This is a genomic window from Sphingomonas trueperi, from assembly GCF_040545665.1.
Taxonomy (GTDB): domain Bacteria; phylum Pseudomonadota; class Alphaproteobacteria; order Sphingomonadales; family Sphingomonadaceae; genus Sphingomonas; species Sphingomonas trueperi_B.
In genome coordinates this window covers 185,734-208,666 of the sequence record NZ_JBEPMH010000002.1, presented here as the reverse complement: position 1 = coordinate 208,666, position 22,933 = coordinate 185,734, and the positions used below count along the sequence as shown (strand labels likewise).

At 67.4% G+C, this 22,933-nt stretch carries 21 protein-coding genes; 13 read left to right on the top strand and 8 right to left on the bottom strand.

What is annotated here, in order from left to right; genetic code table 11:
- Positions 1–98: 98 nt before the first annotated feature.
- Positions 99–515 carry a flagellar basal body rod protein FlgC gene (locus ABIC65_RS08185; protein ID WP_354308018.1) on the top strand — a complete coding sequence of 139 codons (417 nt, stop codon included), beginning with the start codon at positions 99–101 and terminating at the stop codon, positions 513–515.
- Positions 516–620: 105 nt separating this feature from the next.
- Here ABIC65_RS08185 and ABIC65_RS08180 read toward each other — a convergent pair whose 3' ends face one another.
- A complete protein-coding gene (locus ABIC65_RS08180; RefSeq protein WP_354308017.1) occupies positions 621–1,046 on the bottom strand; it encodes an organic hydroperoxide resistance protein in 426 nt (141 codons plus the stop codon).
- Positions 1,047–1,185: 139 nt separating this feature from the next.
- Here ABIC65_RS08180 and ABIC65_RS08175 point away from each other — a divergent pair, with 139 nt between their 5' ends.
- The 3 genes from ABIC65_RS08175 (at position 1,186) to ABIC65_RS08165 (ending at position 5,324) form a co-directional block, all read left to right on the top strand.
- On the top strand, positions 1,186–1,617 hold the full coding sequence (locus tag ABIC65_RS08175; protein WP_354308016.1) for a MarR family winged helix-turn-helix transcriptional regulator: 432 nt from the start codon (positions 1,186–1,188) through the stop codon (positions 1,615–1,617).
- Positions 1,618–1,879: 262 nt separating this feature from the next.
- A complete protein-coding gene (locus tag ABIC65_RS08170; RefSeq protein ID WP_354308015.1) occupies positions 1,880–3,490 on the top strand; it encodes an NAD(P)/FAD-dependent oxidoreductase in 1,611 nt (536 codons plus the stop codon).
- 70 nt (positions 3,491–3,560) lie between these two features.
- Positions 3,561–5,324, top strand: coding sequence for a putative bifunctional diguanylate cyclase/phosphodiesterase (locus tag ABIC65_RS08165; protein ID WP_354308014.1), 1,764 nt, complete (start codon positions 3,561–3,563; stop codon positions 5,322–5,324).
- Positions 5,325–5,375: 51 nt separating this feature from the next.
- Here the strand turns inward: ABIC65_RS08165 and ABIC65_RS08160 are convergent, their stop codons facing one another.
- Positions 5,376–7,154, bottom strand: a complete 1,779-nt coding sequence (locus ABIC65_RS08160; RefSeq protein ID WP_354308013.1) for an ABC transporter transmembrane domain-containing protein — start codon at positions 7,152–7,154, stop codon at positions 5,376–5,378.
- Between the two features lie 154 nt (positions 7,155–7,308).
- Here ABIC65_RS08160 and ABIC65_RS08155 point away from each other — a divergent pair, with 154 nt between their 5' ends.
- Complete coding sequence (locus ABIC65_RS08155; RefSeq protein ID WP_354308012.1) at positions 7,309–8,541, top strand: polyhydroxyalkanoate depolymerase; 1,233 nt, start codon at positions 7,309–7,311, stop codon at positions 8,539–8,541.
- A 192-nt stretch (positions 8,542–8,733) separates the two neighbouring features.
- Here the strand turns inward: ABIC65_RS08155 and putA are convergent, their stop codons facing one another.
- Complete coding sequence (putA, locus tag ABIC65_RS08150; RefSeq protein WP_436286721.1) at positions 8,734–11,739, bottom strand: bifunctional proline dehydrogenase/L-glutamate gamma-semialdehyde dehydrogenase PutA; 3,006 nt, start codon at positions 11,737–11,739, stop codon at positions 8,734–8,736.
- 157 nt (positions 11,740–11,896) lie between these two features.
- Between putA and ABIC65_RS08145 the strand changes: the two genes are divergently transcribed.
- From ABIC65_RS08145 to ABIC65_RS08120, 6 genes are all read left to right on the top strand, one after another.
- Positions 11,897–12,328: a MaoC family dehydratase gene (locus tag ABIC65_RS08145; protein WP_354308594.1), complete on the top strand. Its 432-nt coding sequence runs from the start codon at positions 11,897–11,899 to the stop codon at positions 12,326–12,328.
- 59 nt (positions 12,329–12,387) lie between these two features.
- Complete coding sequence (locus tag ABIC65_RS08140) at positions 12,388–13,563, top strand: acetyl-CoA C-acyltransferase (protein ID WP_354308009.1); 1,176 nt, start codon at positions 12,388–12,390, stop codon at positions 13,561–13,563.
- Positions 13,564–13,604: 41 nt separating this feature from the next.
- On the top strand, positions 13,605–14,096 hold the full coding sequence (locus ABIC65_RS08135; RefSeq protein WP_354308008.1) for a DUF805 domain-containing protein: 492 nt from the start codon (positions 13,605–13,607) through the stop codon (positions 14,094–14,096).
- 122 nt (positions 14,097–14,218) lie between these two features.
- Positions 14,219–15,157 (top strand): glucokinase, encoded by a 939-nt coding sequence (locus tag ABIC65_RS08130; RefSeq protein WP_354308007.1) that lies wholly within the window; start codon positions 14,219–14,221, stop codon positions 15,155–15,157.
- 46 nt (positions 15,158–15,203) lie between these two features.
- Positions 15,204–15,683: a pyridoxamine 5'-phosphate oxidase family protein gene (locus tag ABIC65_RS08125; protein ID WP_354308006.1), complete on the top strand. Its 480-nt coding sequence runs from the start codon at positions 15,204–15,206 to the stop codon at positions 15,681–15,683.
- 41 nt (positions 15,684–15,724) lie between these two features.
- Positions 15,725–16,093: a YkvA family protein gene (locus ABIC65_RS08120; RefSeq protein WP_354308005.1), complete on the top strand. Its 369-nt coding sequence runs from the start codon at positions 15,725–15,727 to the stop codon at positions 16,091–16,093.
- 142 nt (positions 16,094–16,235) lie between these two features.
- Here the strand turns inward: ABIC65_RS08120 and ABIC65_RS08115 are convergent, their stop codons facing one another.
- On the bottom strand, positions 16,236–17,402 hold the full coding sequence (locus tag ABIC65_RS08115; protein ID WP_354308004.1) for a mechanosensitive ion channel family protein: 1,167 nt from the start codon (positions 17,400–17,402) through the stop codon (positions 16,236–16,238).
- A gap of 9 nt (positions 17,403–17,411) precedes the next feature.
- Positions 17,412–18,428 (bottom strand): DNA topoisomerase IB, encoded by a 1,017-nt coding sequence (locus tag ABIC65_RS08110; RefSeq protein ID WP_354308003.1) that lies wholly within the window; start codon positions 18,426–18,428, stop codon positions 17,412–17,414.
- Positions 18,429–18,547: 119 nt separating this feature from the next.
- Here ABIC65_RS08110 and ABIC65_RS08105 point away from each other — a divergent pair, with 119 nt between their 5' ends.
- A complete protein-coding gene (locus ABIC65_RS08105; protein WP_354308002.1) occupies positions 18,548–19,099 on the top strand; it encodes a type 1 glutamine amidotransferase domain-containing protein in 552 nt (183 codons plus the stop codon).
- On the opposite strand, the gene ABIC65_RS08100 is transcribed toward ABIC65_RS08105, so the two are convergent.
- The 3 genes from ABIC65_RS08100 to ABIC65_RS08090 are packed head-to-tail and all read right to left on the bottom strand — an operon-like array spanning position 19,050 to position 21,620.
- On the bottom strand, positions 19,050–20,138 hold the full coding sequence (locus tag ABIC65_RS08100; protein WP_354308001.1) for an acyltransferase family protein: 1,089 nt from the start codon (positions 20,136–20,138) through the stop codon (positions 19,050–19,052). The two genes, ABIC65_RS08105 and ABIC65_RS08100, sit on opposite strands and share 50 nt — an antisense overlap.
- The gene (locus ABIC65_RS08095) at positions 20,135–21,484 is read right to left on the bottom strand and encodes a putative O-glycosylation ligase, exosortase A system-associated (protein WP_354308000.1); all 1,350 of its coding nucleotides are present in this window, start codon (positions 21,482–21,484) and stop codon (positions 20,135–20,137) included. The genes ABIC65_RS08100 and ABIC65_RS08095 overlap by 4 nt, the downstream gene beginning before the upstream one ends.
- Positions 21,477–21,620 carry a hypothetical protein gene (locus ABIC65_RS08090; protein ID WP_354307999.1) on the bottom strand — a complete coding sequence of 48 codons (144 nt, stop codon included), beginning with the start codon at positions 21,618–21,620 and terminating at the stop codon, positions 21,477–21,479. The genes ABIC65_RS08095 and ABIC65_RS08090 overlap by 8 nt, the downstream gene beginning before the upstream one ends.
- Positions 21,621–21,701: 81 nt before the next feature.
- On the opposite strand from ABIC65_RS08090, the gene ABIC65_RS08085 reads away from it, so the two are divergent.
- Positions 21,702–22,904 carry a TIGR04063 family PEP-CTERM/XrtA system glycosyltransferase gene (locus tag ABIC65_RS08085; protein ID WP_354307998.1) on the top strand — a complete coding sequence of 401 codons (1,203 nt, stop codon included), beginning with the start codon at positions 21,702–21,704 and terminating at the stop codon, positions 22,902–22,904.
- The last annotated feature ends 29 nt before the right edge of the window (positions 22,905–22,933 follow it).

Here is a 22,933-nt window from a genome sequence, read left to right as displayed (position 1 = left end):
CGGCAGGCGCGGCCCTTTTTGCGTGTGCGGGTGGTTAAGCATGTTCCGCAACCGCTCGTTCACACCTAACTGCGACACTGGCGCATCGGAGCAGCGCCATGATCGCCACCAACATTGCCCTTTCGGGGGTCCAGGCCAGCGTCGCGCGGATCGACGTCAGCGCGCAGAACGTCGCCAACGCCAATACCACCGGCGAGACCGTCAAGGCGGTGAAGGCGGCGGAGGCGATCGGCAAGACGGTCAACCACGCCTATCAGCCGATCGCGATCTACCAGGCGGCCGCTGCTGCGGGCGGGGTCAACGCCAAGCCGGTACCGGCGGTGCCGGGCACGGGGCCGCGCTACGACCCGGAATCGCAGGATGCCGACGAGGATGGTAACGTCGAGGCGCCCGACGTCGATTTCGCGAGCGAGGATGTCGAGCAGCGCAAGGCGCTCTTCTCGTTCCGCGCGAACCTCTCGGTGATCAAGACCGAGGATCGGATGATGGGTTCGCTGCTGGACATGCGGGTCTAATCCACAAACGAAAACCCTCTCCCGAGCCGGAAGAGGGTTTCGTCACGCTTTGCTTGTCGGACGCCCCCGATGCCCCCTCCGAAGAGGGGGGAGGGCTGTCCGCCTTCACGCCAGCGTCAGGCCGACATTCACGTTGCCGCGGGTCGCGTTCGAATAGGGGCAGGTCTGGTGGGCGGCGTCGACCAGCTTCTGGGCCTCCTCGCGATCCATGCCCGGCAGGTCGATCAGCAGGTCGGCGGTGATGCCGAAGCCGCCTTCCGAACGCGGGCCGATGCCCACCGTGGCGGTGACCTTCACGTCGGCCGGAACCTTTATCTTCATGCCCGCACCGACGGCCTTGAGCGCGCCGATGAAGCAGGCCGAATAGCCCGCCGCGAACAGCTGCTCGGGGTTGGTGCCGTCGCCGCCGGCGCCGCCCAGTTCCTTCGGGGTCGAGAGCTTCACTTCCAGAACGCCGTCTTCCGAACGCGCGCTGCCGTCACGCCCGCCGGTTGCAGTTGCCTTGGTGCTGTACTTCACATCGACCGACATCGGGTGTCTCCTTGCTTGCTGCGATAATTGTTATCGCGATAAATGCTAGATAGGCTAGGCTGCCCCCCTTGTCCAGAGGAATCTTTATCGCGATATATGTTTTATCCCGCCGCTGTCCGGCGGGGAGGAGTTTCTGCCCATGCCTGCCCCGCTTCCGCTCGACGGCCAGCTCTGCTTTTCGCTCTACAGCGCGAGCATGGCGATCACGCGCGTCTACAAATCGATCCTCGATCGGTTGGGGATCACCTATCCGCAATATCTGGTGCTCCACGCCCTGTGGGAAAAGGACGGTCGCACGGTGGGCGCGATCGGCGAGCGGCTCGCGCTCGAGTCGAGCACGATCACCCCGCTGGTGAAGCGGCTGGAGGCCGCCGGGCTGGTCGAGCGCAAGCGCAACCCGGAGGACGAGCGCCAGGTGCATGTATTCCTCACGGCGCAGGGCCAGGCGATCCGCGAGCAATGCGGCTGTCTGGGCGAGGCGATCCTCGAGAAGACCGACCTGACGCTGGAGCGGCTGGCGGCGCTCAACCGCGAGGCGCAGGCGCTGCGCGACTCGCTGGCGCGGGGGTGAGGGTGTTCGCGCCGATCTCCGGTTTGCCGGAGAACGGACTGACGCTAACATCATTTCGCGTTGCGGGGACTCGTTTTCCACGCCGTCATCCCGGCGAAAGCCGGGATCCATTCGCCACTCGGTCACAGATAATGCCGAGACGGAGACCCCAATGGATCCCGGCTTTCGCCGGGATGGCGGGCGGGGTTACGGGTTCCCATCGACGCAACCTTGTATAAGGGATGCACCTTCGCCCCCCACATCTGCTGGAACCCGAGTTTCGATGCTGCGCCTGTCCGGACTTTCCTTGCCCCTCGACCATCCCGCCGATGCGCTGGCCCCGGCGATCGCGGCGCGGCTGGGCGTGGCGCCGGCCGAGCTACGCGGCTTCACCGTGTTCAAGCGCGGCAACGATGCCCGGCGGCGCAATGCGATCCTGCTGGTCTACACCGTCGACGTCGACCTGACCGACGAGGCCGAGGTGCTGGCGCGCCTCGCCGGCGACAAGGATGTGCGCCCGACCCCGGACATGACCTACCGCCCGCCGGTCCAGGCCCCGCAGGGCTGGCAGGGCCTGCGCCCGGTGGTGATCGGCGCGGGACCGTGCGGGCTGTTCGCCGGGCTGATCCTCGCGCAGATGGGCTTCCGCCCGATCATCGTCGATCGCGGCAAGATCGTGCGCGAGCGGACCAAGGACACCTGGGGCCTGTGGCGCCGATCCGAGCTCAACCCGGACTCGAACGTTCAGTTCGGCGAGGGCGGGGCAGGGACCTTCTCCGACGGCAAGCTCTATTGCCGGGTCAAGGATCCGCGCTTCCTCGGCCGCAAGGTGCTCGAGGAATTCGTCAAGGCCGGCGCGCCCGACGACATCCTGTGGCAGGCGCATCCGCATATCGGCACCTTCCGCCTCGTGACGATGGTGGAGAGCATGCGCCGCACCATCGAGGAACTGGGCGGCGAATATCGCTGGCAGACCCGCGTCGACGCGATCGAGCTCGACGGCGAGCGCAAGATGCGCGGGCTGCACCTGCACGGCGGAAGCTTCCTGGAGGCCGACCATGTCGTACTCGCGGTCGGCCACAGCGCGCGGCCGACCTTCGAGATGCTCCACCGCATGGGCGTGCATCTGGAGGCGAAGCCCTTCTCGATCGGCGTGCGGATCGAGCATCCGCAGAGCTGGATCGACCAGGCGCGCTTCGGCAATTGCGCCAAGCATCCGGACCTCGGCGCCGCCGCCTATGCGCTGTCGCACCACTGCGCCAATGGCCGCACCGTCTACAGCTTCTGCATGTGCCCGGGCGGGCGGGTGGTGGCCGCGACCTCCGAGGAGGGCCGCGTCGTCACCAACGGCATGAGCCAATATTCGCGCGCCGAGTTCAACGCCAATTCGGGGCTGGTGGTGGCGATCGATCCGGCGCGGGATTATCCGGGCGGGCCACTCGCCGGGCTGGACCTGCAGCGGAAATGGGAGGACGCGGCCTATATCGCCGGCGGTTCCAACTACAACGCGCCGGGCCAGCTGGTCGGCGACCTGCTCGCCGGGCGGCCCTCGACCGCGCTGGGGCAGGTGGTGCCGAGCTACAAGCCGGGCGTGACGCCGACCGACCTCTCGGCCTGCCTGCCCGACTTCGTGATCGAGGCGTTCCGCGAGGCGCTGCCGGTGTTCGGCCGCCAGATCGCCCGCTACGACCATCCCGAGGCGGTGATGACCGGCGTGGAGACGCGCACCTCCTCGCCGCTGCGGATCACCCGGGGGCCGGACCTGCAGAGCCTCAACACGCCGCGGTTGTTCCCGGCGGGGGAAGGCGCGGGCTATGCCGGCGGCATCCTTTCGGCGGCAATCGACGGCATCAAGGTCGCCGAGGCGGTCGCGAAGAGCATCCTGGCCGATTAACCAACGCATTTCTTCCACATGCAAAATTAGGGCCCTCCCGCTTCTATAATGAGCGGGAAAGGGAACGATTGTGCAGGATTATCGGGAAGCGGCGCGGCTCGACGCGCTGCATCAGCTAAAGCTGCTCGACACGCCCCCGAGCGAGCATTTCGACCGCATCACGCGGATGGCGGCCCGGATCTTCGGCCTGCCGATCGCCGCGGTGTCGCTGACCGACAAGGACCGCCAATGGTTCAAGTCGCGGGTCGGCGTGGAGCACAGCAGCATCCCGCGCGAAAGGGCGCCGTGCTCTGAAGTTGCCGAGGCGCGCGGCCTGGTGGTGATCGAGGACTTCGCTACGCACCCCTGCTATTCGGACAGCCTGCTCGCCGAGCATGGCACGCGCTTCTATGCCGGTGCGCCGCTGGTGACGCGGGACGGCTATGGGCTGGGCGCGCTGTGTGTGCTGGGTGCCGAGCCCCGCGTTGCAACCCCGGAGGAACTCGCGGCGCTGACCGACCTTGCCGCGATGGTGATGGAGCAGATCGAGCTGCAGCATTCCTTCGGGCGGATCGATCCGATCAGCGGACTGCCGACGCGCGCGCAGTTCTGCGACGATCTGGTCGATCTCGCGCTCGACTGCCCCGGCCAGGCGCGCATCGCGGTGGTGGCGGATCTCGCGCGTGACGACCAGATCGCCAAGATCGTCGGCGCGATGGGCGCCGCGCGTCTCGACGAGATGGTGCGCGAGGCGGCACACGCCATTCAGAACATTCTGGGGCCGGACCGGACCGCCTATCATGTAGGCACCACCCAATTCGCTTTCCTGTCGGCGCCCGACGTGGAGGTGCAAGCCTATATCGCGGTGCTCGAACGTGGCTTCGAGGTGATCCGGGCAACCTCAAGCGTCCGTTTCGTCACCAGCGTCGCCATCGGCGTTCGCCCGTTCCGGCTGGGCGAGGTGCCGCCCGAGGACGTGTTGCGCGGCGCTGCCAGCGCGGCGCAGGATGCGCGCCGCACGGACGGTGCGATCGCGCTTTATTCGGAGGCGCGCGACTCTGCGATGCGGCGCCATTACGACCTGCTCCAGGATTTCGGCGCGGCGCTGGAGGCGGGCGACCAGCTGCGACTCGTCTTCCAACCGCGCGTCGACCTCGCGACCGGCCGCTGCCTGGGGGCGGAGACGCTGCTGCGCTGGCGCCATCCGACACTCGGCGAAGTCTCTCCGGCCGAGTTCATCCCGATCATCGAGCAGACTGCGCTCGCCCGCCCCACGACCCAGTGGGTGCTGGAGAACGCGCTCGATCAGCTTGCCGCGTGGAGCGCTGCGGGGCTCGACCTCACGCTATCGGTCAACATCTCGGCTGCCAATCTGATGGAGCAGGATCTGATCCAGCGGATCCAGCTGGCGCTGATCGCGCGGCAGCTGCGTCCTTCGCAGTTGGAGATCGAGCTCACCGAAAGCGCGATGATGGCGCAGCCCGAAAAGGCGCTGGCGATGCTCCGCGAACTGGCCGAGGCGGGAATCGCGCTGGCGATCGACGATTTCGGCACCGGCCACAGCAGCCTCGCCTATCTCCAGCAGGTGCCGGCGCATGTGGTAAAGATTGACCAGGCCTTCGTCCGCGGCCTCAGCGCCGCCTGGGGCGCCGATTATGTGCTAGTCGAGACGATGGTCGGTCTACTCCAGAAGCTCGGCCGGCGCGTGGTGGCGGAAGGCGTGGAGACGGCGGATGCCGCGGCGATTCTCGTCGGCATGGGCTGCGAGGAAGCGCAAGGGTATTGGTTCGCACGGCCGCTGGAAGCGGCGGCGTTCGCCGAGTGGATCGACGCGCGCCAGGCGCTGGCCGCTTAAGCGTTTCCTCCCCCGCTTCGCGAGGGAGGAAACGCTGAAGAGGTTGGGCTACTACGCCGCTTCGTTGAACTGCAGCGCCGCGAGGCGTGCGTAGAGCCCACCCTGCGCCACCAGTTCGGCATGAGTGCCGGTCTCGACGATCCGGCCGCCGTCCATCACGATGATCCGTCCCGCCGCGCGCACCGTAGCCAGGCGGTGGGCGATCACCAGCGTGGTGCGGCCCTGCATCAGGTGCTCGAGCGCATCCTGCACCAGCTTCTCGCTCTCGGCGTCGAGCGCGCTGGTCGCCTCGTCGAGCAGCAGGATGGGCGCATCGCGGAGCAGCGCGCGAGCGATGGAGAGCCGCTGCCGCTGCCCACCGGAAAGCCGCGCGCCGCCTTCGCCGAGGAAGGTGTCGAGCCCGTTCGGCAGGCTGCGCAGGAATTCGGCGGCATTGGCCGCCTCGGCCGCGGCCCAGATCGCCTCGTCGCCGGCGTCCCACGCGCCGTAGCGGAGATTGTCGCGCGCGCTGGCGGCGAAGATCACCGTTTCCTGCGGGACCATCGCGATACGGGCGCGCACGTCGGTGGGATCGGCCTTGGGGATGGCGACGCCGTCGATCCGGATTTCCCCCGCCTCGGGATCGTAGAAACGCTGGAGCAGCTGGAACAGCGTCGACTTGCCGGCGCCCGAGGGGCCGACCACCGCCACCGTCTCGCCGGGCGCCACGAACAGCGAGAAGTCCTGCAGCGCCGAGACTTCGGGGCGGGTGGGGTAGCGGAAGGTCACCGCGTCGAACGCGATCGCGCCTTTGGCCGGGCTGGGCAGCGCCACCGGGTTGGCGGGCGGGGCGATGTCCGGCTCCTGCTGGAGCAGCTCGGCAAGTCGGCTGGCGGCGCCCGAAGCGCGCAGCAGGTCGCCGTACACTTCGGTCAACGCGCCGAACGAGCCGGTGACGAGGCCCGCGGTGATCACGAAGGCAGTAATCGCGCCGCCGCTGATCTGCCCGGCGGCGACGCCCGACACCGCGTCCCACATGATCAGCGTGATCGCGGTGAACAGCAGGCCGATCACCAGCGCGGTCATGATTGCGCGCAGGGCGAAGCGCTTCTGCGCGGCGGCGAAGCTGCGCACGACCGCGTCCTGGAAGCGCTGGCTCTCGCGGCGTTCCTGCCCGAAGGCCTGGACGATTCGCATCGCCCCCAGCGTTTCGGAGGCGATCGCGCCGATATCGGCGACGCGGTCCTGGCTGTTGCGCGAATATTGGCGGACGCGCCCGCCCAGCCAGACGATCGGCAGCACGGTGAGCGGCATGCCGACGATCAGATAGGCGGCGATTTTGGGTGACAGCACGAACAGATAGATCACGCCGCCGATGCCGGTCAGCAGGTTGCGCAGCGCGATCGACACGGTGGAGCCGACCACCTGCTCGACCAGTGCGGTGTCGGAAGTGAGCCGCGAGGAGATTTCCGAGGGGCGGTTTTCCTCGAACCATTTCGGCGGCAGGCGCAGCAGGTTGCGGTGCACCGCAACGCGAAGATCCGCCACCGTCCGCTCCGCCACCCAGGAGATGAAGAAGAAGCGGATCGCCGTCGCGATCGACAGCACGAGGATCACCGCCAGCAGGCCTTCGAAATATACGCCGATGCGGCTGGTATCGACCCCCTTGGCGAAGCCGTTGTCGACGATCTTCTGGAAGGTGCGCGGAATCCACAGGGTCGCCAGCGACGAGGTGACCAGCGCGATCGAGGCGATGGCGATCTGCAGCGGATAGCGGCGGGTGAACTGCCAGATGACGAGCAGGCTGCTGAGCTTGCGGCGCGGCGCCGGCGGCGGGGTCGTGTCGGCCATGGTGCAAGCGACTAGCGCGGTTCGCGAGGCAGGGGAACTACCTCCGTTTGTCTATGTTCCGCATAGCTACGACGTTGCGACGCACAAGGGCGGCGTCTATATGAGTGGTAAGACAACCCCCGCTGCAGGGATCGGGGCGCGGGGAAGGAATTTTATGCTGTACGACGCTTACGAATTCCAACGTTCAATGCTCGCCGGTGCGAGTGCTCTGGCCAATTTCGGCGCGGGGCTGCTCAATAATCCGGCCAATCCGTTCGCCTATTTCGGTGGCGGACCGGTGATGGCTTCTGCGCTGGAGGTGTTCGCGCACGCCTCGGCACCGCGCGGCAAGCCGGACTTTGCGCTCGACTTCACCGAGATCGACGGCCGCCGGGTCGAGGTCCATGAGGAAATCGTGCTGCGCAAGCCCTTCGGCCAGCTCAAGCGCTTCGTGCGCCAGGGCGTCGAGGGGGCCCCCAAGCTGCTGATCGTCGCCCCGATGTCCGGCCACTATGCCACGCTGCTGCGCGGCACGGTGCAGCGGATGCTGCCGGTGGCGGACGTCTACATCACCGACTGGCGCGACGCGAAGCTGGTGCCGACCAGCGAAGGCCGCTTCGACCTCGATGACTATGTCGATTACGTGATCGATTTCCTGGCGCATATCGGCGCCGAGGGCGCGCCGCGCCCGCACATGCTGGCGGTGTGCCAGCCGTCGGTCCCCTGCTACGCCGCCGCGGCGGTGATGAGCGCGGACAACCACCCCAACCGCCCGGCGACGCTGACCATGATGGGCGGCCCGATCGACACGCGCGAGGCGCCCACCGCGGTCAACACGCTGGCGACCGAGCGGCCGTACAGCTGGTTCGAGCACAACGTCATCGCCACCGTGCCGATGACCTATGCGGGTGCGGGCCGGAAGGTCTATCCGGGCTTCCTGCAGCTCGCCGGCTTCATGACGATGAATCTCGGCAACCATCTCATCTCGCACTGGGAGATGTTCAAGCATCTCGTCCAGGGCGACGACGAGAGCGCCGATGCGACGATGAAGTTCTACGAGGAATATCGCTCGGTCTGCGACATGACCGCCGAATTCTACCTCCAGACGATCGCCACGGTGTTCCAGACGCACGCGTTGCCCAAGGGCGAGATGCTGCACCGCGGCCGCAAGGTCGATCCGGCAGCGATCACCGATATCGGCATCCTCGCGATCGAAGGCGAGCGCGACGATATCTCCGGCATCGGCCAGACCAAGGCCGCGCTGACCATCGCGACAAAGCTGCCGGAATCGCACAAGCAGTACCATCTGGCCGAAGGCGTCGGCCATTACGGCATCTTCAACGGCTCGAAGTGGCGCAACCGCATCGCGCCGGTCGTCGAGCAGTGGATGGCCACGCATAGCGGGTGAGCCTGATGTCCCTCTCCCCACCGGGTAGAGGGAGGGGCCCGCTGCCGAAGGCAGTGGGAGGGAGAGGGGCACTTCGACGACCGAGCAGCCAAGCGGCGCTTGCGCGCCGCTCACCCTCTCCAAGCTTCGCTAGGCGGCAAGCCGCCAAGCTACGCTATCCTCTCCCTCGAGGGAGAGGATAGACAGGTTTAATCACATCCCCCCTTCGTCCAGGCTGAGCAGCGTCGCATTGCCGCCGGCGCTGGTTGTATCCACCGACACCGCCCGCTCCGCGCAGAAGCGGTGAAGATAGTGCGGCCCGCCCGCCTTGGGGCCGGTGCCCGAAAGGCCTTCGCCGCCAAAGGGCTGCGAGCCCACCACTGCGCCGATCATCGAGCGATTGATGTAGAGATTGCCCACCCGCGCGTCCGCCTCGACCAGCTCGGCCGAGCGGGCGATGCGGCTGTGCAGGCCCATCGTTAGGCCGAAGCCCTTGGCGTTCACCCGCGCCACCGTTTCGCCGAGCTGGCCTGCCTTCCAGGTAGCGACGTGGAGGATCGGGCCGAACCATTCACGCGTCAGGTCTTCCGGGCGATCGATGCGGATCATCGTCGGCGGTACGAACAGGCCGGTGGCGGGCACCGGCACGGTCTTGATCCACTGCGCCTTGGCGCTGTCGCGATAGGCCATCAGCTTGTCATAGGCCGCCTGGTCGATCACCGGGCCGATATCGGTGCGCGGATCGGCGGGGTCGCCGAGGATCAGCAGTTCCATCGCCCCGCGCAGCATCTCGATCACGCCCTCGGCGATCTCTTCCTGCAGGAGGAGCAGGCGCAGCGCCGAGCAGCGCTGGCCGGCCGAGCGGAAGGCCGAGGTGAGCACGTCGGCGACCACCTGCTCGGGCAGCGCGGTCGAATCGACGATCATCGCGTTGATGCCGCCGGTCTCGGCGATCAGCGGCACCAGCGGGCGGTCGTCACCTTCGAGCAGCGACGCGGCGATCTTCTTGGCGGTGGGTGTCGAGCCGGTGAAGGCCACGCCGGCGATGCGCGGATCGGCGGTGAGCGCGGCGCCCACCTCCGGGCCGCCGGTCACCAGCACCAGCGCATCCTCCGGCACGCCCGCCTGATGGGCGAGGCGTACGGCGGCGCGAGCGATCTCCGGGGTCTGCGGGGCGGGCTTGGCGACCACGGCATTGCCCGCGACCAAAGCCGCCGCGGTCTGGCCGAGGAAGATCGCCAGTGGGAAGTTCCACGGCGCGATCGTCGCCCATACGCCGCGGCCTTCCATGCGCAGCTCGTTGCGCTCGCCCGTCGGCCCGGGGAGGGTGATGGGGGCAAGGCCGGTGCGGGCCTGGAGCGCGTAATAGCGGCAGAAATCGGCCGCCTCGCGGACCTCGCCGAGGGCGTCGGGGATGGTCTTGAAGGCTTCCTTGACGGCCAGCGCCATCAGCTCGACGCGGTTCTCCTCGAGCAGGTCGGCAAGGCGTTCGAGAATCGCGGCGCGCGTGCCGAGCGGGGTCGCGGCCCAGCCGGGGAAGGCGGCCGTGGCGCGGTCGATGGCAGACCGGACAAGCCCCTCCCCTTCAGGGGAGGGGTTGGGGGTGGGGGATGACCGATCCGCAAGCCCTTCGCTGGAGGCGGACTGCCCCACCCCAACCCCTCCCCTGAAGGGGAGGGGCTTGGCTGCGATCGCCATCGCAGTCTCCGCGAGGATCGTCCGCTCGGCGAGATCGATCCCGCCAGAATTCTTCCACGCCCCGAACAGCTCGACCGGCAGCGGGATGCTCGGGTGCCGCGTGCCGCCCACCGCCGCGATTTTCTCCACCGGATCGGCCAGCAATTCCGCCTCGCTGAGCTGCTCGTCGGCCAACTGATGCACGAAGCTGGAGTTCGCACCATTCTCCAGCAGGCGGCGGACCAGATAGGCCAGCAGGTCGCGGTGGCCGCCCACCGGCGCGTAGATGCGGCAGTGATAGCCCTGTTCGTTGACCAGCCGCTCGTACAGCCCTTCGCCCATGCCATGCAGGCGCTGGAACTCGAAGTCGCGGCTGTCACCCGCCCAGTCGAGGATGGTCGCGACGGTCAGCGCATTGTGGCTCGCAAAGGCGGGCACGATGTTCCGGGCCGCGAGCATGTCGCGCGCGCAGGCGAGGTACGAAACGTCGGTCGCCGCCTTGCGGGTGAACAGGGGGTAATCGGACAGTCCCTCGACCTGGGTGCGCTTGATCTCGCTGTCCCAATAGGCGCCCTTGACCAGGCGGACATGCATCGGCCGGCCCAGATCGTCGGCCCAGCCGATCACCGCGCGGGCGCGCTTGCCATAGGCCTGCACCGCCATGCCGAAGCCGTTCCAGCCCTTGAGCTCCGGCCGGCGCGCGACCGAGCCGATGATGTCGAGGCTCATGTCCAGCCGCTCGCTCTCCTCGGCGTCGACGGTGAGCGGAATGCCCTGCGCCGCCGATTCCGAGGCGAGCTGCGCCAGCATGTCGGTCAGCTCGGGCACGCAGCGGTCATATTGCGCGACTTCGTAGCGCGGGTGGAGCGCGGAGAGCTTCACCGAAATCGAATGCCCCGCCTTGGGATCGCGGCCCACTGCGCGGATCGCCTCGAAATAGGCCTGGAAGTACCGCTCGGCATCGGCCTTGGTCCGCGCCGCCTCGCCCAGCATGTCGAAGCTGGCGGTGAAGCCCTTGTTCTCGGGCTTCTTCATCCGCTTCATCGCCTCGTCGATGGTGCGGCCCATCACGAAGACTTCGCCCATCCGCTTCATCGCGGCGCCCACCGCCTGGCGGACGAAGGGCTCGCCGGCGCGGGAGATCAGGCGGCGGAGTGCGCCGGTCTTCTCGTCGCCGACCAACGCGCGACCCAGCATCAGGCCCCAGGTGGCCGAATTGACCAGTACCGAGTTCGACTTGCCCGAATGCGCCTTCCAGTCGGCATCGCCGATCTTGTCGGCGATCAGCAGGTCGGCGGTCTCGGGGTCCGGCACGCGCAGGAATGCCTCGGCGAGGCTGAGCAGCGCGACGCCCTCGGACGAGTTCAGCCGATATTCCTGGAGGAACTGGTTCACCCAGCCGCGGGTCTGCGCCGCGCGCAGGTCCGCCAGCAGCGCGAGGGCATGATCCATCACCCGCTCGCGCGAATCGGGCGTGAGTCGCGCACGCTCCAGAAGCGGTTTTAGAACATCGGGTTCGGCCGCACGGTGCAGCTTGGCCATCGATTCGCGGTGGTGTGACGGTACGGCAGTCGGCATTTTCCAGTTTCCGGTCGGCTAAAGCTTGCAGGGAGCCCGGTGGCCCCACTAGATATGGCGTGCCTATGAAAGATAATTACGCGAGAGGATAGTCTTGGCAGCGACCGTCACCCCGCAAGCGATGGCCGAACGGGTCGGTACCGAGCATGTCTCGGACTGGGTGGAGGTCACCCAGGCGATGATCGACCAGTTCGCGGACGCGACCGGCGACCACCAGTTCATCCATGTCGATCCGGCGCGCGCGGCGGAGACGGTGTTCGGCGGCACGATCGCGCATGGATTCCTGACGCTCTCGCTGATGCCGATGCTCGCCGCGCGCACCGATGCGCCGGCGATCGAAGGCGCGCGGATGGGCGTGAACTATGGGGGGAACAAGGTCCGGTTCCTCACGCCGGTGCGCTCGGGCAAGCGGGTGCGCGGTCGATTCACGCTCAGGAAGTTCGTCGAGCGCAAGCCCGGCGTCTGGGAGCAGGTGCAGGACTATGTGCTCGAGATCGAAGGCGAGGAGAAGCCGGCGGTGATCGCCGAGTGGATCGCGCTCGTCTATGTTTGAACCCACGGATGCCCCGGCTTGCACAGGCCGGGCTTGAGAATTCAGAAGAGAGGAACCCTATGCGCTCCGCAGTCATCGTTTCCACCGCCCGCACGGGCATCGGCCGGGCCTATCGCGGGGCGTTCAACGCCACGCCGGCGCCGACCCTGGGCGCGCACGCGATCCGCGCCGCGGTCGAGCGCGCCGGCATCGAGCCGGGCCAGGTCGACGACGTGGTGTTCGGCGCCGCGCTCCAGCAGGGCAGCCAGGCACCCAACATCGCCCGCCTCGCGCTGCTCCGCGCCGGCCTGCCGGTGGAAGTGCCGGGCATGTCGATCGACCGCCAGTGCGCCTCGGGGCTGATGGCGATCGCCACCGCGGCCAAGCAGATCGTCGTCGACAACATGGACATCACGCTCGGCGGCGGCGTGGAGTCGATCAGCATCGTCCAGACCCCGCAGATGCGCGTCGAGCCCGATCGCGAGCTGATCGCGATGCACAACGACACCTATATGCCGATGCTCCAGACCGCCGAAGTGGTCGCCGCGCGCTACGGCATCGGCCGTGACGCATGCGACGCCTATGCGCTCCAGTCGCAGCAGCGCACTGCCGCCGCGCAGGCAGCGGGCAAGTTCGACAACGAGATCGTGCCCGTCACCGCGACGATGAACCTGGTCAACAAGGAGACCAAGGAAGTCTCGCAGAAGGAGATCACGCTTTCCAAGGACGAGGGCAATCGCCCTGAAACCACGCTGGAAGGCCTGCAGGCGCTCCAGCCGGTGGTGCCCAACGGAACCGTCACCGCGGGCAATGCCAGCCAGCTGTCGGACGGCTCCTCGGCCGCGGTGCTGATGGAGGAGAAGCTCGCCGAGAAGCGCGGCCTCACCCCGCTGGGCCGCTATATCGGCATGGCAGTGGCGGGCACGAAGCCCGACGAGATGGGCATCGGCCCGGTTTACGCCATCCCCAAGCTGCTCGAGCGTTTCAACCTGAAGATGGACGATATCGGCCTGTGGGAGCTCAACGAGGCGTTTGCGGTGCAGGTGCTCTATTGCCGCGACAAGCTGGGCATCCCCAACGAACTGCTCAACGTCAACGGCGGTGCGATCTCGATCGGCCACCCGTACGGCATGTCGGGTGCCCGCATGACCGGCCATGCGCTGATCGAGGGCAAGCGCCGCGGCGCGAAATATGTCGTCGTGACGATGTGCATCGGCGGCGGGATGGGTGCCGCGGGTCTTTTCGAGACGCTGTAACCACTTGACCGGAGGGTGCGGCGCGCTGCACCCTCCGCCTCATGACAGCAGCCAGCTATCGCGACGGGGTGTCGCTGCGCAACGGCCTCCGCGCCATCGGCCAGAGCTTCGTATTCCACGGCCGCTCGACGCGCAGCGAATTGACGAGTGCGCTGATCCTGATCGCGATCGGGGAGGTGCTGCTGTTCCTCGGCTTTCACTTCTTCCATCCGCCGACGCCGCTGAACGTCACCGTCTTCTGGCGCCGCGTGGCGGTGGAGGAGACGCTGGCGCTGCTGCTGTTCGTGCCGCTGATCGGGCTGATCGTGCGGCGGCTGCACGATGTCGGGCTGCCGGCGATCCCCGGGCTGCTGCTCGCCGCAATCGGCGTGGCGGGGGATCTGGACCGCACCCAGGTGGCGATCGGGCTGCATCCCGGCGTGCCGATGCTGCCGATCGCGGGGCAAGTCGCGCTCGCGGTTCTCGCCGTGGCGCTCTACTGGTCGCCCGCGATCGGTCGGAACCGTTTCGGCGGCGACCCGCGCGCGGCCTGAAAAGCGACAGGCTCCCGCAATAATTGGCTTATTTATTGCTACTGTAACCATTGTTAGCGATATCGCCTGTCCGAGCTTTAAAAAGAAGTCGGCAGGGGAGAGAGTGCTTGATGGAACATGGCGTGGCGCTAGTGGCCGATATCGGCAGGCAATCCGTTCGCTTCGGCCTGGCTGGCGGTGCGGAAGGTGACGAGCCTCGCGAGATCAAGCGCTTTTCCAACAGCGATCATCAGACCTTCACGAGCGCCCTGGTCGCCTATCTTGCTGGGGTGGGCCTGCGCGACGCTCGGCTGCCGAGCGTGCTCGCGGTGGCAGGCGCGGTACGCGGCGATCTGATCAACTTGACCGGCAGCCGCTGGTACATTTCGCTGGCGGGCGTCGAGGCGGTGCTGCGCGAAAAGCCGGTGGCGCTGAACGAATGCGCCGCCAACGCGCTGGCACTTACGCGGCTTGCGCCGACAACGTTTACAGCGCTTCCTGGCGCGGCGCCGAAACCGATCACGCCCGGCGGCAATTACGCGGTGATCGGCGTCGGCACCGGGCTGGGCGTCGCCGCGCTCATCAGCGCGGACGGCCGTCACGTGCCGGTGCAGAGCGAGGCGGGGCATATCGGCTTCGCGCCGCAGTCCGGCGACGAGGAGCGGTTCGCGACCTTCTGCAAGGCGCGCGGCGGGCTGGTCGAGGTCGAGACCCTGCTCAGCGCCAACGGGCTGCTGATCGCCTATGAGGCGCTGTCGGGCGGCAAGCGGCTGCCCGCGCCGGAGGACGTGACCCGCAACGCCGGCCGCGATCCCATCGCCGCGGCGGTGGTGCGCATGTTCGTCGAGCATCTTGGGGCTTTCGTCGGCGATCTCGTCCTCACCTTCGATGCCTGGGACGGCGTGTTCCTGACCGGCGCGATCGCCCGTGCGCTGGAGCCGCAGCTCAAGCAGCCCGGCTTCCGTAAACGGATGGAGGCGCGCACCGCCTTTCGCCGCCAGCTCGCGGAGACGCCGGTGGCGCTGGTCAACCGCGCCGACCTCGAACTGATCGGCGCCGCTGCCGCGATCCGGAACGCCTGAGCGGACCTGCACGTTACCCGCTGGTATCCAAACTTGGGAGACGATCATGGCCGACACGGTCGAACTGAAGAAGCATTTCTGGTCCAAGCTGGCGGACAGCCCCTTCATGATGGCGGGCCTGCAGGACGGCCAGCACAGCGAGCCGCTGACCGCGCAGCTCGACGAGGACCAGGTCGACACGATCTTCTTCTTCATCGGCAAGGACAACCGCATGGCCAAGGGCGGCCCGGCGATGCTGCAGTTCGTGTCCAAGGGGCATGATTTCTTCGCCTGCCTCTCCGGCACCGCGCGCGTCGACAACGATTTCGCGATGATCGACAAGCTGTGGAACAACCAGGTCGAAGCCTGGTTTCCGGGCGGCAAGCAGGACCCGAACCTCGCGCTGCTCCGCGTCGATATCGACGATGCCGAGCTGTGGGAAACGGACATCTCGCTCAGCGGCAAGGTGAAGATGCTGTTCGGCGGCAAGATCAAGTCGGACGAGACCGGCAGCCACGCCAAGGTGGAGACCACCGCGGAGCGCTGAGCCGAGATTGACCGCGCGACGCGGCTGGGCGATCCAGGGCCATGGGTCCTTCGCTCGCTCACCGCGTCCGCACCGAGGCGCATGCCGTATGGCTCGCCATCCGCGATCCGCGCACGCCCCTGGCTGCGCGGATCGTTGGCATTCTGGTCGCGGCCTATGCGCTGTCGCCGATCGACCTGATCCCCGATTTCATCCCCGTGCTCGGGCTGGTGGACGACGCCATCCTGATCCCGCTCGGCGTGTGGCTGTTCGAACGGCTGATCCCGGCGGAGCAGTTCGCCGAGCACCGCGCGGCCGCGGAGGAGGCGAGCCACCGGCCGGTGAGCTGGGGCGGGATCGCGATCGTGCTGGGGGTCTGGGCGCTGCTCGCCTGGGGCGTGTGGAGCTGGCTGGTGACGAAGTACGATTGAGGGCTGCGTCCTCCACCTCACCTTCGTCATTCCGGCGAAACCCGGAATCCATTGGGGTCGCCGGATCGGCTCCTGCTGCGCCCGAGTGGCGAATGGATCCCGACTTTCGTCGGGATGACGGCTGATGGGGCGGGGCGCCTCCTCAGCGCTCGCCGTCTTCCTTGTCCACCCGCATCACCGGCGTCACGTCCGGATAGGGCATGATGATCTTGCCGTCGGGTGCGGCGGTGAAGGTGGTCTGCGTCGGATAGGGGATGCTGATCCCTTCTTCCGCCAGCTTGCGGACGATCGCGATCAGGATGCGATCGCGGGTCGGGTGGCCGACATCCCAGCTGCCGGTCGCGACCTCGGCGATCAGCTCATAGTCGATCGAGCTCGCGCCGAATCCGACAAAGCCGTTGCGCACCGCGGTCGCGCCGTTGGCCTCGACGATCTCCTTGAAGATCTCGGGCAGCCGCTCGAGCTTCTCCGGCGGCGTCTCGTACGCCACGCCGATCTTGAACGGCAGCCGGATGCGCGTGCGGTCGGTGAGGTTCTGCAGTTCCTTGTCGAGCAACTGGCGGTTCGAGATGATGTGCATCTCGCCGTCGAACGAGCGGACGCGGGTGGACTTGAGCCCGATTTCGGCCACCGTGCCGCTGGTCTGGTCGAACTTGATGTTGTCGCCGACGCGGAAGGGGCGGGTGAACAGGATCGATAGCGCCGCGATCAGGTCGCCGAAGATGCCCTGCGCCGCCAGACCGATGGCGATGCCGCCGACGCCCAGACCGGCGACCAGGCCGGTCACGTTCACCCCGATATTGCCGAGCACCATCACCAGCGCGATGGCGAACAGGGCGATCGATATCAGCAGCCGGATGATGCCGACCGCGCTGGCCAGGCTCTCGCTGGGGCTGTCGCCGCGGGTGCGGTGCTCGATCAGGCCGAAGATGACCTCGCGAACCCAGATCGCCACCTGGAAGGTCACCGCGATGGTGAACAGGAAGGTGATCGTCTTGTCGAGCAGCGGGGGCGTCTCCGCCACGTTCACCACCAGCCGGATCGCCAGCGTCACGATGAAGAAATTGTTGGTCCGCGCGATCGTGCGGCCGAAGATCGTGTACCAGTTGGTGCCGCTGCCGTCGCTGTTCCGGCACAGCCGCATGCCCCAAGAGCGCAGGGTGTGGAGGAACAGCGCGATGCCGACCGCGATGCCGATCGCGACCAGGATGCTCAGCCAATGGTCGGCGATCCAATCGGGCGTGTCGCCGATGAAAGCCTGGAGCTGGCGTTCGAAATGGGTGGGCTTGGTGCGGGCGGTGATCAGCATCGGGTCTCGTCAGGCTGCCTTGGCGGGCTGTTCGGCCGGATCGGTCTCCAGGAAGACGATCAGACCGCGTTCGTAGCGGTCGAGGTACTGCGTCGTGCGGGGCAGGCGCAACCCGGCGCGGAACAGCGCCTGGCCGGGCTTGTCGCGCGCCAGCTCGATCAGCCGTGGATGGACATAGGATTTGCGCGCGATGGCGGGGGTGTTGCCCAGCGCTTCGGTCACGGGCTCCAGCAGCGTCTTCAGGCCGATATAGTCGTCGGCCTGCGCCAGCGTGCGGTAGGCGATCACGCTCGCGCCCCAGGTGCGGAAATGCTTGGCGCTGAAATGCTCGCCCATCGCCTCGCGGATATAGGCGTTGACGTCGCTGGAGGTGACCGGATGCGCCTCGCCCGCATCGTCGATCCAGCGGAACAGGTTCTGGCCGGGCAGGTCCTGGCAGCGCTTGACGAAGCGACTGAGCGACTTGTCCGAGACGGTCATCACCCGCAGCTTGCCGGACTTGGCGCGGAACTGGAGCTTGAGGGTGCCGCCGGCGACCTTGACGTGGCGCTTGCGCAGCGTGGTGGCGCCGAAGCTCTTGTTCTCCTGCGCATAGGTCTCGTTGCCGACGCGGATCGAGCCGAGGTCGAGCAGGCGGACGACGGCGGCAACCGCCTTGTCCTTGCACAGCCCGCGCAGCCGGAGATCGCTCTCCACCTTGCGGCGCAGGCGGGGCAGGCGCTCGCCGAACATGCCGCAGCGATCGTACTTCGCTGCCTCCTGCGCCTCGCGGAAGCCATTGTGGTAGCGATACTGCTTGCGGCCCTTCACGTCATAGCCGGTCGCCTGGATATGGCCGTTGGGGTCGGGGCAGAACCAGGCATTCTCGTAAGCGGGCGGAAGGCCGACCGCGTTGAGCCGGTCGATTTCGTCGCGGTCGGTGATGCGGGTGCCGTCAGCGTCGAAATAGCCCCAGCCGTGGCGCATCTTGCGCCGGGTGATGCCGGGGGCCTGGTCTTCGACATAGACGATGTCGGCGCTGTCCATCGCGGTTCCTTGGGGCAGAGCCTAGGCAAATGCCCCGCAGCAACAATTCGTTCCGGAACAAGGGGCAGGGGCTCCGGGTTGGCCCGGCATCTTCCGAAAAAACGGGAAAGGATGCCCCCATGGCCAATCTCCAGAATGCGCGCGTGCTGATGCTCGCCACCGACGGCTTCGAGGAATCGGAGCTGTTCGAACCGCGCCAGGCGCTGCTCGACGCCGGCGCGCAGGTGACGCTCGCCTCGATCAAGACCGATCCGATCACCGGCGAAAGCGGCGGCGAAAAGGGCAAGAGCATCACGCCGGACACGACCCTCGACCAGGTCGAGCTCGATCAGTTCGACGCGCTGGTGCTGCCGGGCGGCGTCGGCAATCCGGACAAGCTGCGGATGGAGCCCAAGGCGGTCGAGATCGTCCGCAACTTCGTGGATTCGAAGCGGCTGGTCGCTGCGATCTGCCATGCGCCCTGGCTGCTCGCCGAGGCCGATGTGGTTGCTGGTCGCCGGCTGACCAGCTGGCCATCGATCCGCACCGATCTCGCCAATGCCGGTGCCGATGTGGTGGACCAGGAAGTGGTGAGCGACGGCAACCTGATCACCAGCCGCAAGCCCGACGATATCCCCGCTTTCAACCGCGCGGTGATCGCCGCGCTCGAAGACGTGACCGCCCCGGCCTGAACCCGAGGGCGTTGATCCAGCGCTGCGCGGGGCGCTCCACCCAGCGGTGGAGCGCCACCGACGCGGCGAGGACCAGCAGCAGGTAGCACGCCGCAAACGGCCAGCCGATCGTGGCGGTGCGGACGAAGGCGAGCTTGAAGGCGAACCACAGCAGGAAATGGCTGAGATAGGTCGCGTAGCTGATCTCGCCGAGGCGGTGGAGCAGCGCGCCCTCGAGAGGATTGCCCGGCCGGCCGGCAGTCAGCGCCAGTCCCAGCAGCAGCGCGGCGAGGGCTGCGGGAACACTCAGCGTTTCTGGTGCGCCGAGCCGCCACGCCACGGCGAACAGCGTCGCGATACCGAAGCAGGAAAGGGCGACGCCGCGTTCCCGCCAGCGCTGCCAAAGCGCATGGATCAGCGTGCCGGTAGCAAACTCCAGCAGGCAGCGCAGGACCCCGAGATGCGGGATGTCCTGCCCCAACGTCTCGGCACCGCGCAGCACGAACGCCGCGCCCAGCGCCAGCAGGAGTGCCCCGATCGCGCCCAGAAGAACGGGCGTGGCCCGGCGGCGCCAGTCGATTGCCATCACCCAGAGCGGGAACAGCAGGTACGCCGCCAGCTCGCATGAGATCGACCATGCGGGATCGTTCCAGCGTAGCGGCTCGGCGAAGCCCCAGGCCTGGACGAGCAGCAGATGCACCGGCAGCGCGGCCAGGGGAAATTCCGGTGCCGCGCGGCCGCTGGCGCGCAGGGCTACGAGAAGCAGCAGCGCGAAGCCCAGCATGGCCGCGTGCAGCGGCCAGATCCGTGCGATCCGTCGGCGCAGGAAACCGGGTACCACCGCCATGCCGCCGCTGCGCAGCCGCTCGCCATGGCTGAGCGCCAGCACGAAGCCGGACAGCAGGAAGAAAAAGTCGACGGCGAGATAGCCCTTGGCGAGGACGGCCTCGACCGCAAGGGGCAGGGCCGCGAGCGCGCCGCGCAGATGGTAGAGCACCACCCACCACGCCGCGACGCCGCGCGCGGAGGTAAGCGCGCGCAGCTCGGCCCGCCCGCTCATGCGGCGGCGACGCGCGCCTTGCGCAGCGGCCGCCAGTCCGCCGCGGCGCGCTTGCGGGCGCAATAGGTGTCGAGCCCGATCTGCGCGCCGATCAACATGTAGATAAAGGGCTGGAAGGCGATCGCCACGAACGCCGCGCCGAGCAGGTACACGATGTGGCCATTCTGCAGCGCGGCCGCCAGAGGTGCGATCCAGGCCTGATCACCCTCCGCGCGGGCATAGCGACGGCGCAGCACCTCCATGCGGAACAGCCCGGCGACATTGACCAGCAGCCACAATGCGAGCCCCGGATAGCCCTGTTCGCCCAGCATCTCGAAATAGGCGCTGTGATAGGCGCGCGCCTTGTCCACCTCCAGCGAGCGATCGACCACCGCGACGCCGCCCTGGTCCTCCACTGCCACCTTCTCGTAGCGGATCTGGTTCTGGCGATAGGCCTCGAACCCGCCGCCGAGCGGATGGCTGCGGGCATAGTCCATCGTCCATTGCCAGACGGCGAGGCGTGTGGAGGCGGAGGCGTCGCCCTGATAGGTCTTGATCGTCCCCATCCGCTCGGTGAAGGCGGAGGGCAGGAAGGGCAGGGCGGCCAGGCCCATCGCCGCCACGCAGCCGAGATAGAGCAGCTTCCTTTGGCTGTCCCGCAGCATCAGCAGCGCGACCAATCCGATGCAGAGCAGTCCGGTGCGGGTCGAGGTACCGATCGGGATCAGCAGGCAGGCGAAGCACAGCGCATAGGCGAAGGCCTTCATCCGCCAGTCGGGGGCGAAGATCGTGCCGTGGCGGGTGAACCACAGGATCAGCGGCAGGATCGCGATCGCGACGGTGGAAATGGTGCTGCCCTCGTACAGCCCCGAATTGTTCGAGACCATCAGGTTGAGCTCGCCATAGCCGCCGCCCGAAATGATGGTCTTGATCGCGCCGACGATGATGATCGAACTGGCCGAGAGGATCATGAACAGCAGCAGCGCCTCGATCCGCAGGCGCGTGCGCAAGGTGAGCGGCAGGAAGGCCGCGAAGGCGAGCGCCTTCCACACCCAGTCCCATTTGTCTCTGGCCTCGACCGGAAAGTCGGCGTGGAGGGTGGTGAACCAGCAATAGCCGATCAGCGCCACGATCAGCAGCTGGCGCGGGGCCACCCGCACGTCACGCTTGTCGTCGAACAGCAGGAACCCGCCCAGCGCGAGCGCAGCCGCCATCGCCGAGATCGGCAGGGAATTGAGCAGGAGGTAGGTCAGCCGCTGGGGCGCGACGATGTCGATATAGGCATAGACCAGCACGAACAGGAACGGCTTGCGAAAGCCGCTACCGAAGAACGCTGCCAGGAACAGCACGAAGACATAATCACGCACCGCGCTTGCCCCAGCGGCTGCGCTTCTTTTCCTTGGGCGCGGCGTCCTCGCGGTCGAGGTCCGGTCGGCGGAGCAGCAGGAAGGCGGCGAGCAGCATCAGCCCATGGGTGAGCGCAAGCGAGAGATTGTCGATCATCGGGCGGGCCGTTCCTTCCGCGCCCTCCCTAGCGCAGGTGCAGTTGACGTGCCGTTAAGCGCGGCGTGGCATGCAGTCGGCATGCGAGTCCTCCATCTTCTGGATCATGGCCTGCCGCTCCATAGCGGCTATGCATTCCGCACCCGGGCGATCCTGAAGGCGGAACTGGCGCGCGGCTGGGAGGTGGCGGCTGTCACCGGCCCGCGGCACGGCCCCGCACCCGCCGACGAGGAAGTGGTCGACGGCCTGCGCTTCTTCCGCACCCGGCCGGTCGCAGCCAGGCTGCCCGGCCTGAGCGAGTGGCGCGAGATCGATGCCTTTGCACAACGTATTCACCAGGTGGTGAAGAGCTTCCGCCCCGACGTGCTCCACGCCCATTCGCCGGTGCTCTGTGCACTCGCCGGCCTGCGGGTGCGGCGCTGGAGCGGGGTGCCGCTGCTCTACGAGATCCGCGCCTTCTGGGAAGACGCCGCGGTCGGCAACGGCACCGGGCGCGAGGGCAGCCTGCGCTACCGCATCACCAAGGCGCTGGAGACCCACGCCGTCCGTCAGGCCGATGCGGTGGCGGTGATCTGCGAGGGGCTGCGCGGCGACCTGATCGCGCGGGGCATCGATCCGGCGAAGATCGCGGTCTCCCCCAACGGCGTCGACATGGAACTGTTCGGCGAGCCGGTGCCGCAGGATGCCGACCTCGCCGCGCAACTGGGCTTGGACGGCGCGGAAACGATCGGCTTCATCGGCAGCTTCTACGACTATGAGGGGCTCGATATTCTGATCGCCGCGATGCCGGCGCTGGTCGCGGCGCGGCCGGCGATGCAACTGCTGCTTGTCGGTGGCGGCCCGGCCGAGCCGGCCTTGCGCGCGCAGGCGGCGGCGTCGCCCGTCGCGGACCGCATCCATTTCCTCGGCCGCGTGCCCCACGAGGCAGTGGAGCGCTACTACAGCCTGATCGACGTGCTGGTCTATCCGCGCAAGAAGATGCGGCTCACCGACCTCGTCACGCCGCTCAAGCCGTTGGAGGCAATGGCGCAGCAGCGCCTCGTCGCCGCCTCGGATGTGAGCGGCCACCGCGAGCTGATCGAGGACGGCATCACCGGCACTTTGTTTCCGGCGGATGACCCGGCGGCGCTCGCAAATGCGCTTGAAAATCTATTTTGCATGCGCGATCAATGGGATGTTCGCAGAAAACAGGCCCGCGCGTATATCGAGGCCGAGCGCAACTGGTTTGTAAATATTGCCGTCTATTACGGTTTGTATGAAAACCTTGCCATAAAGATGGCATGAGAACCACGTGGTCGCACACGTATCGGGTG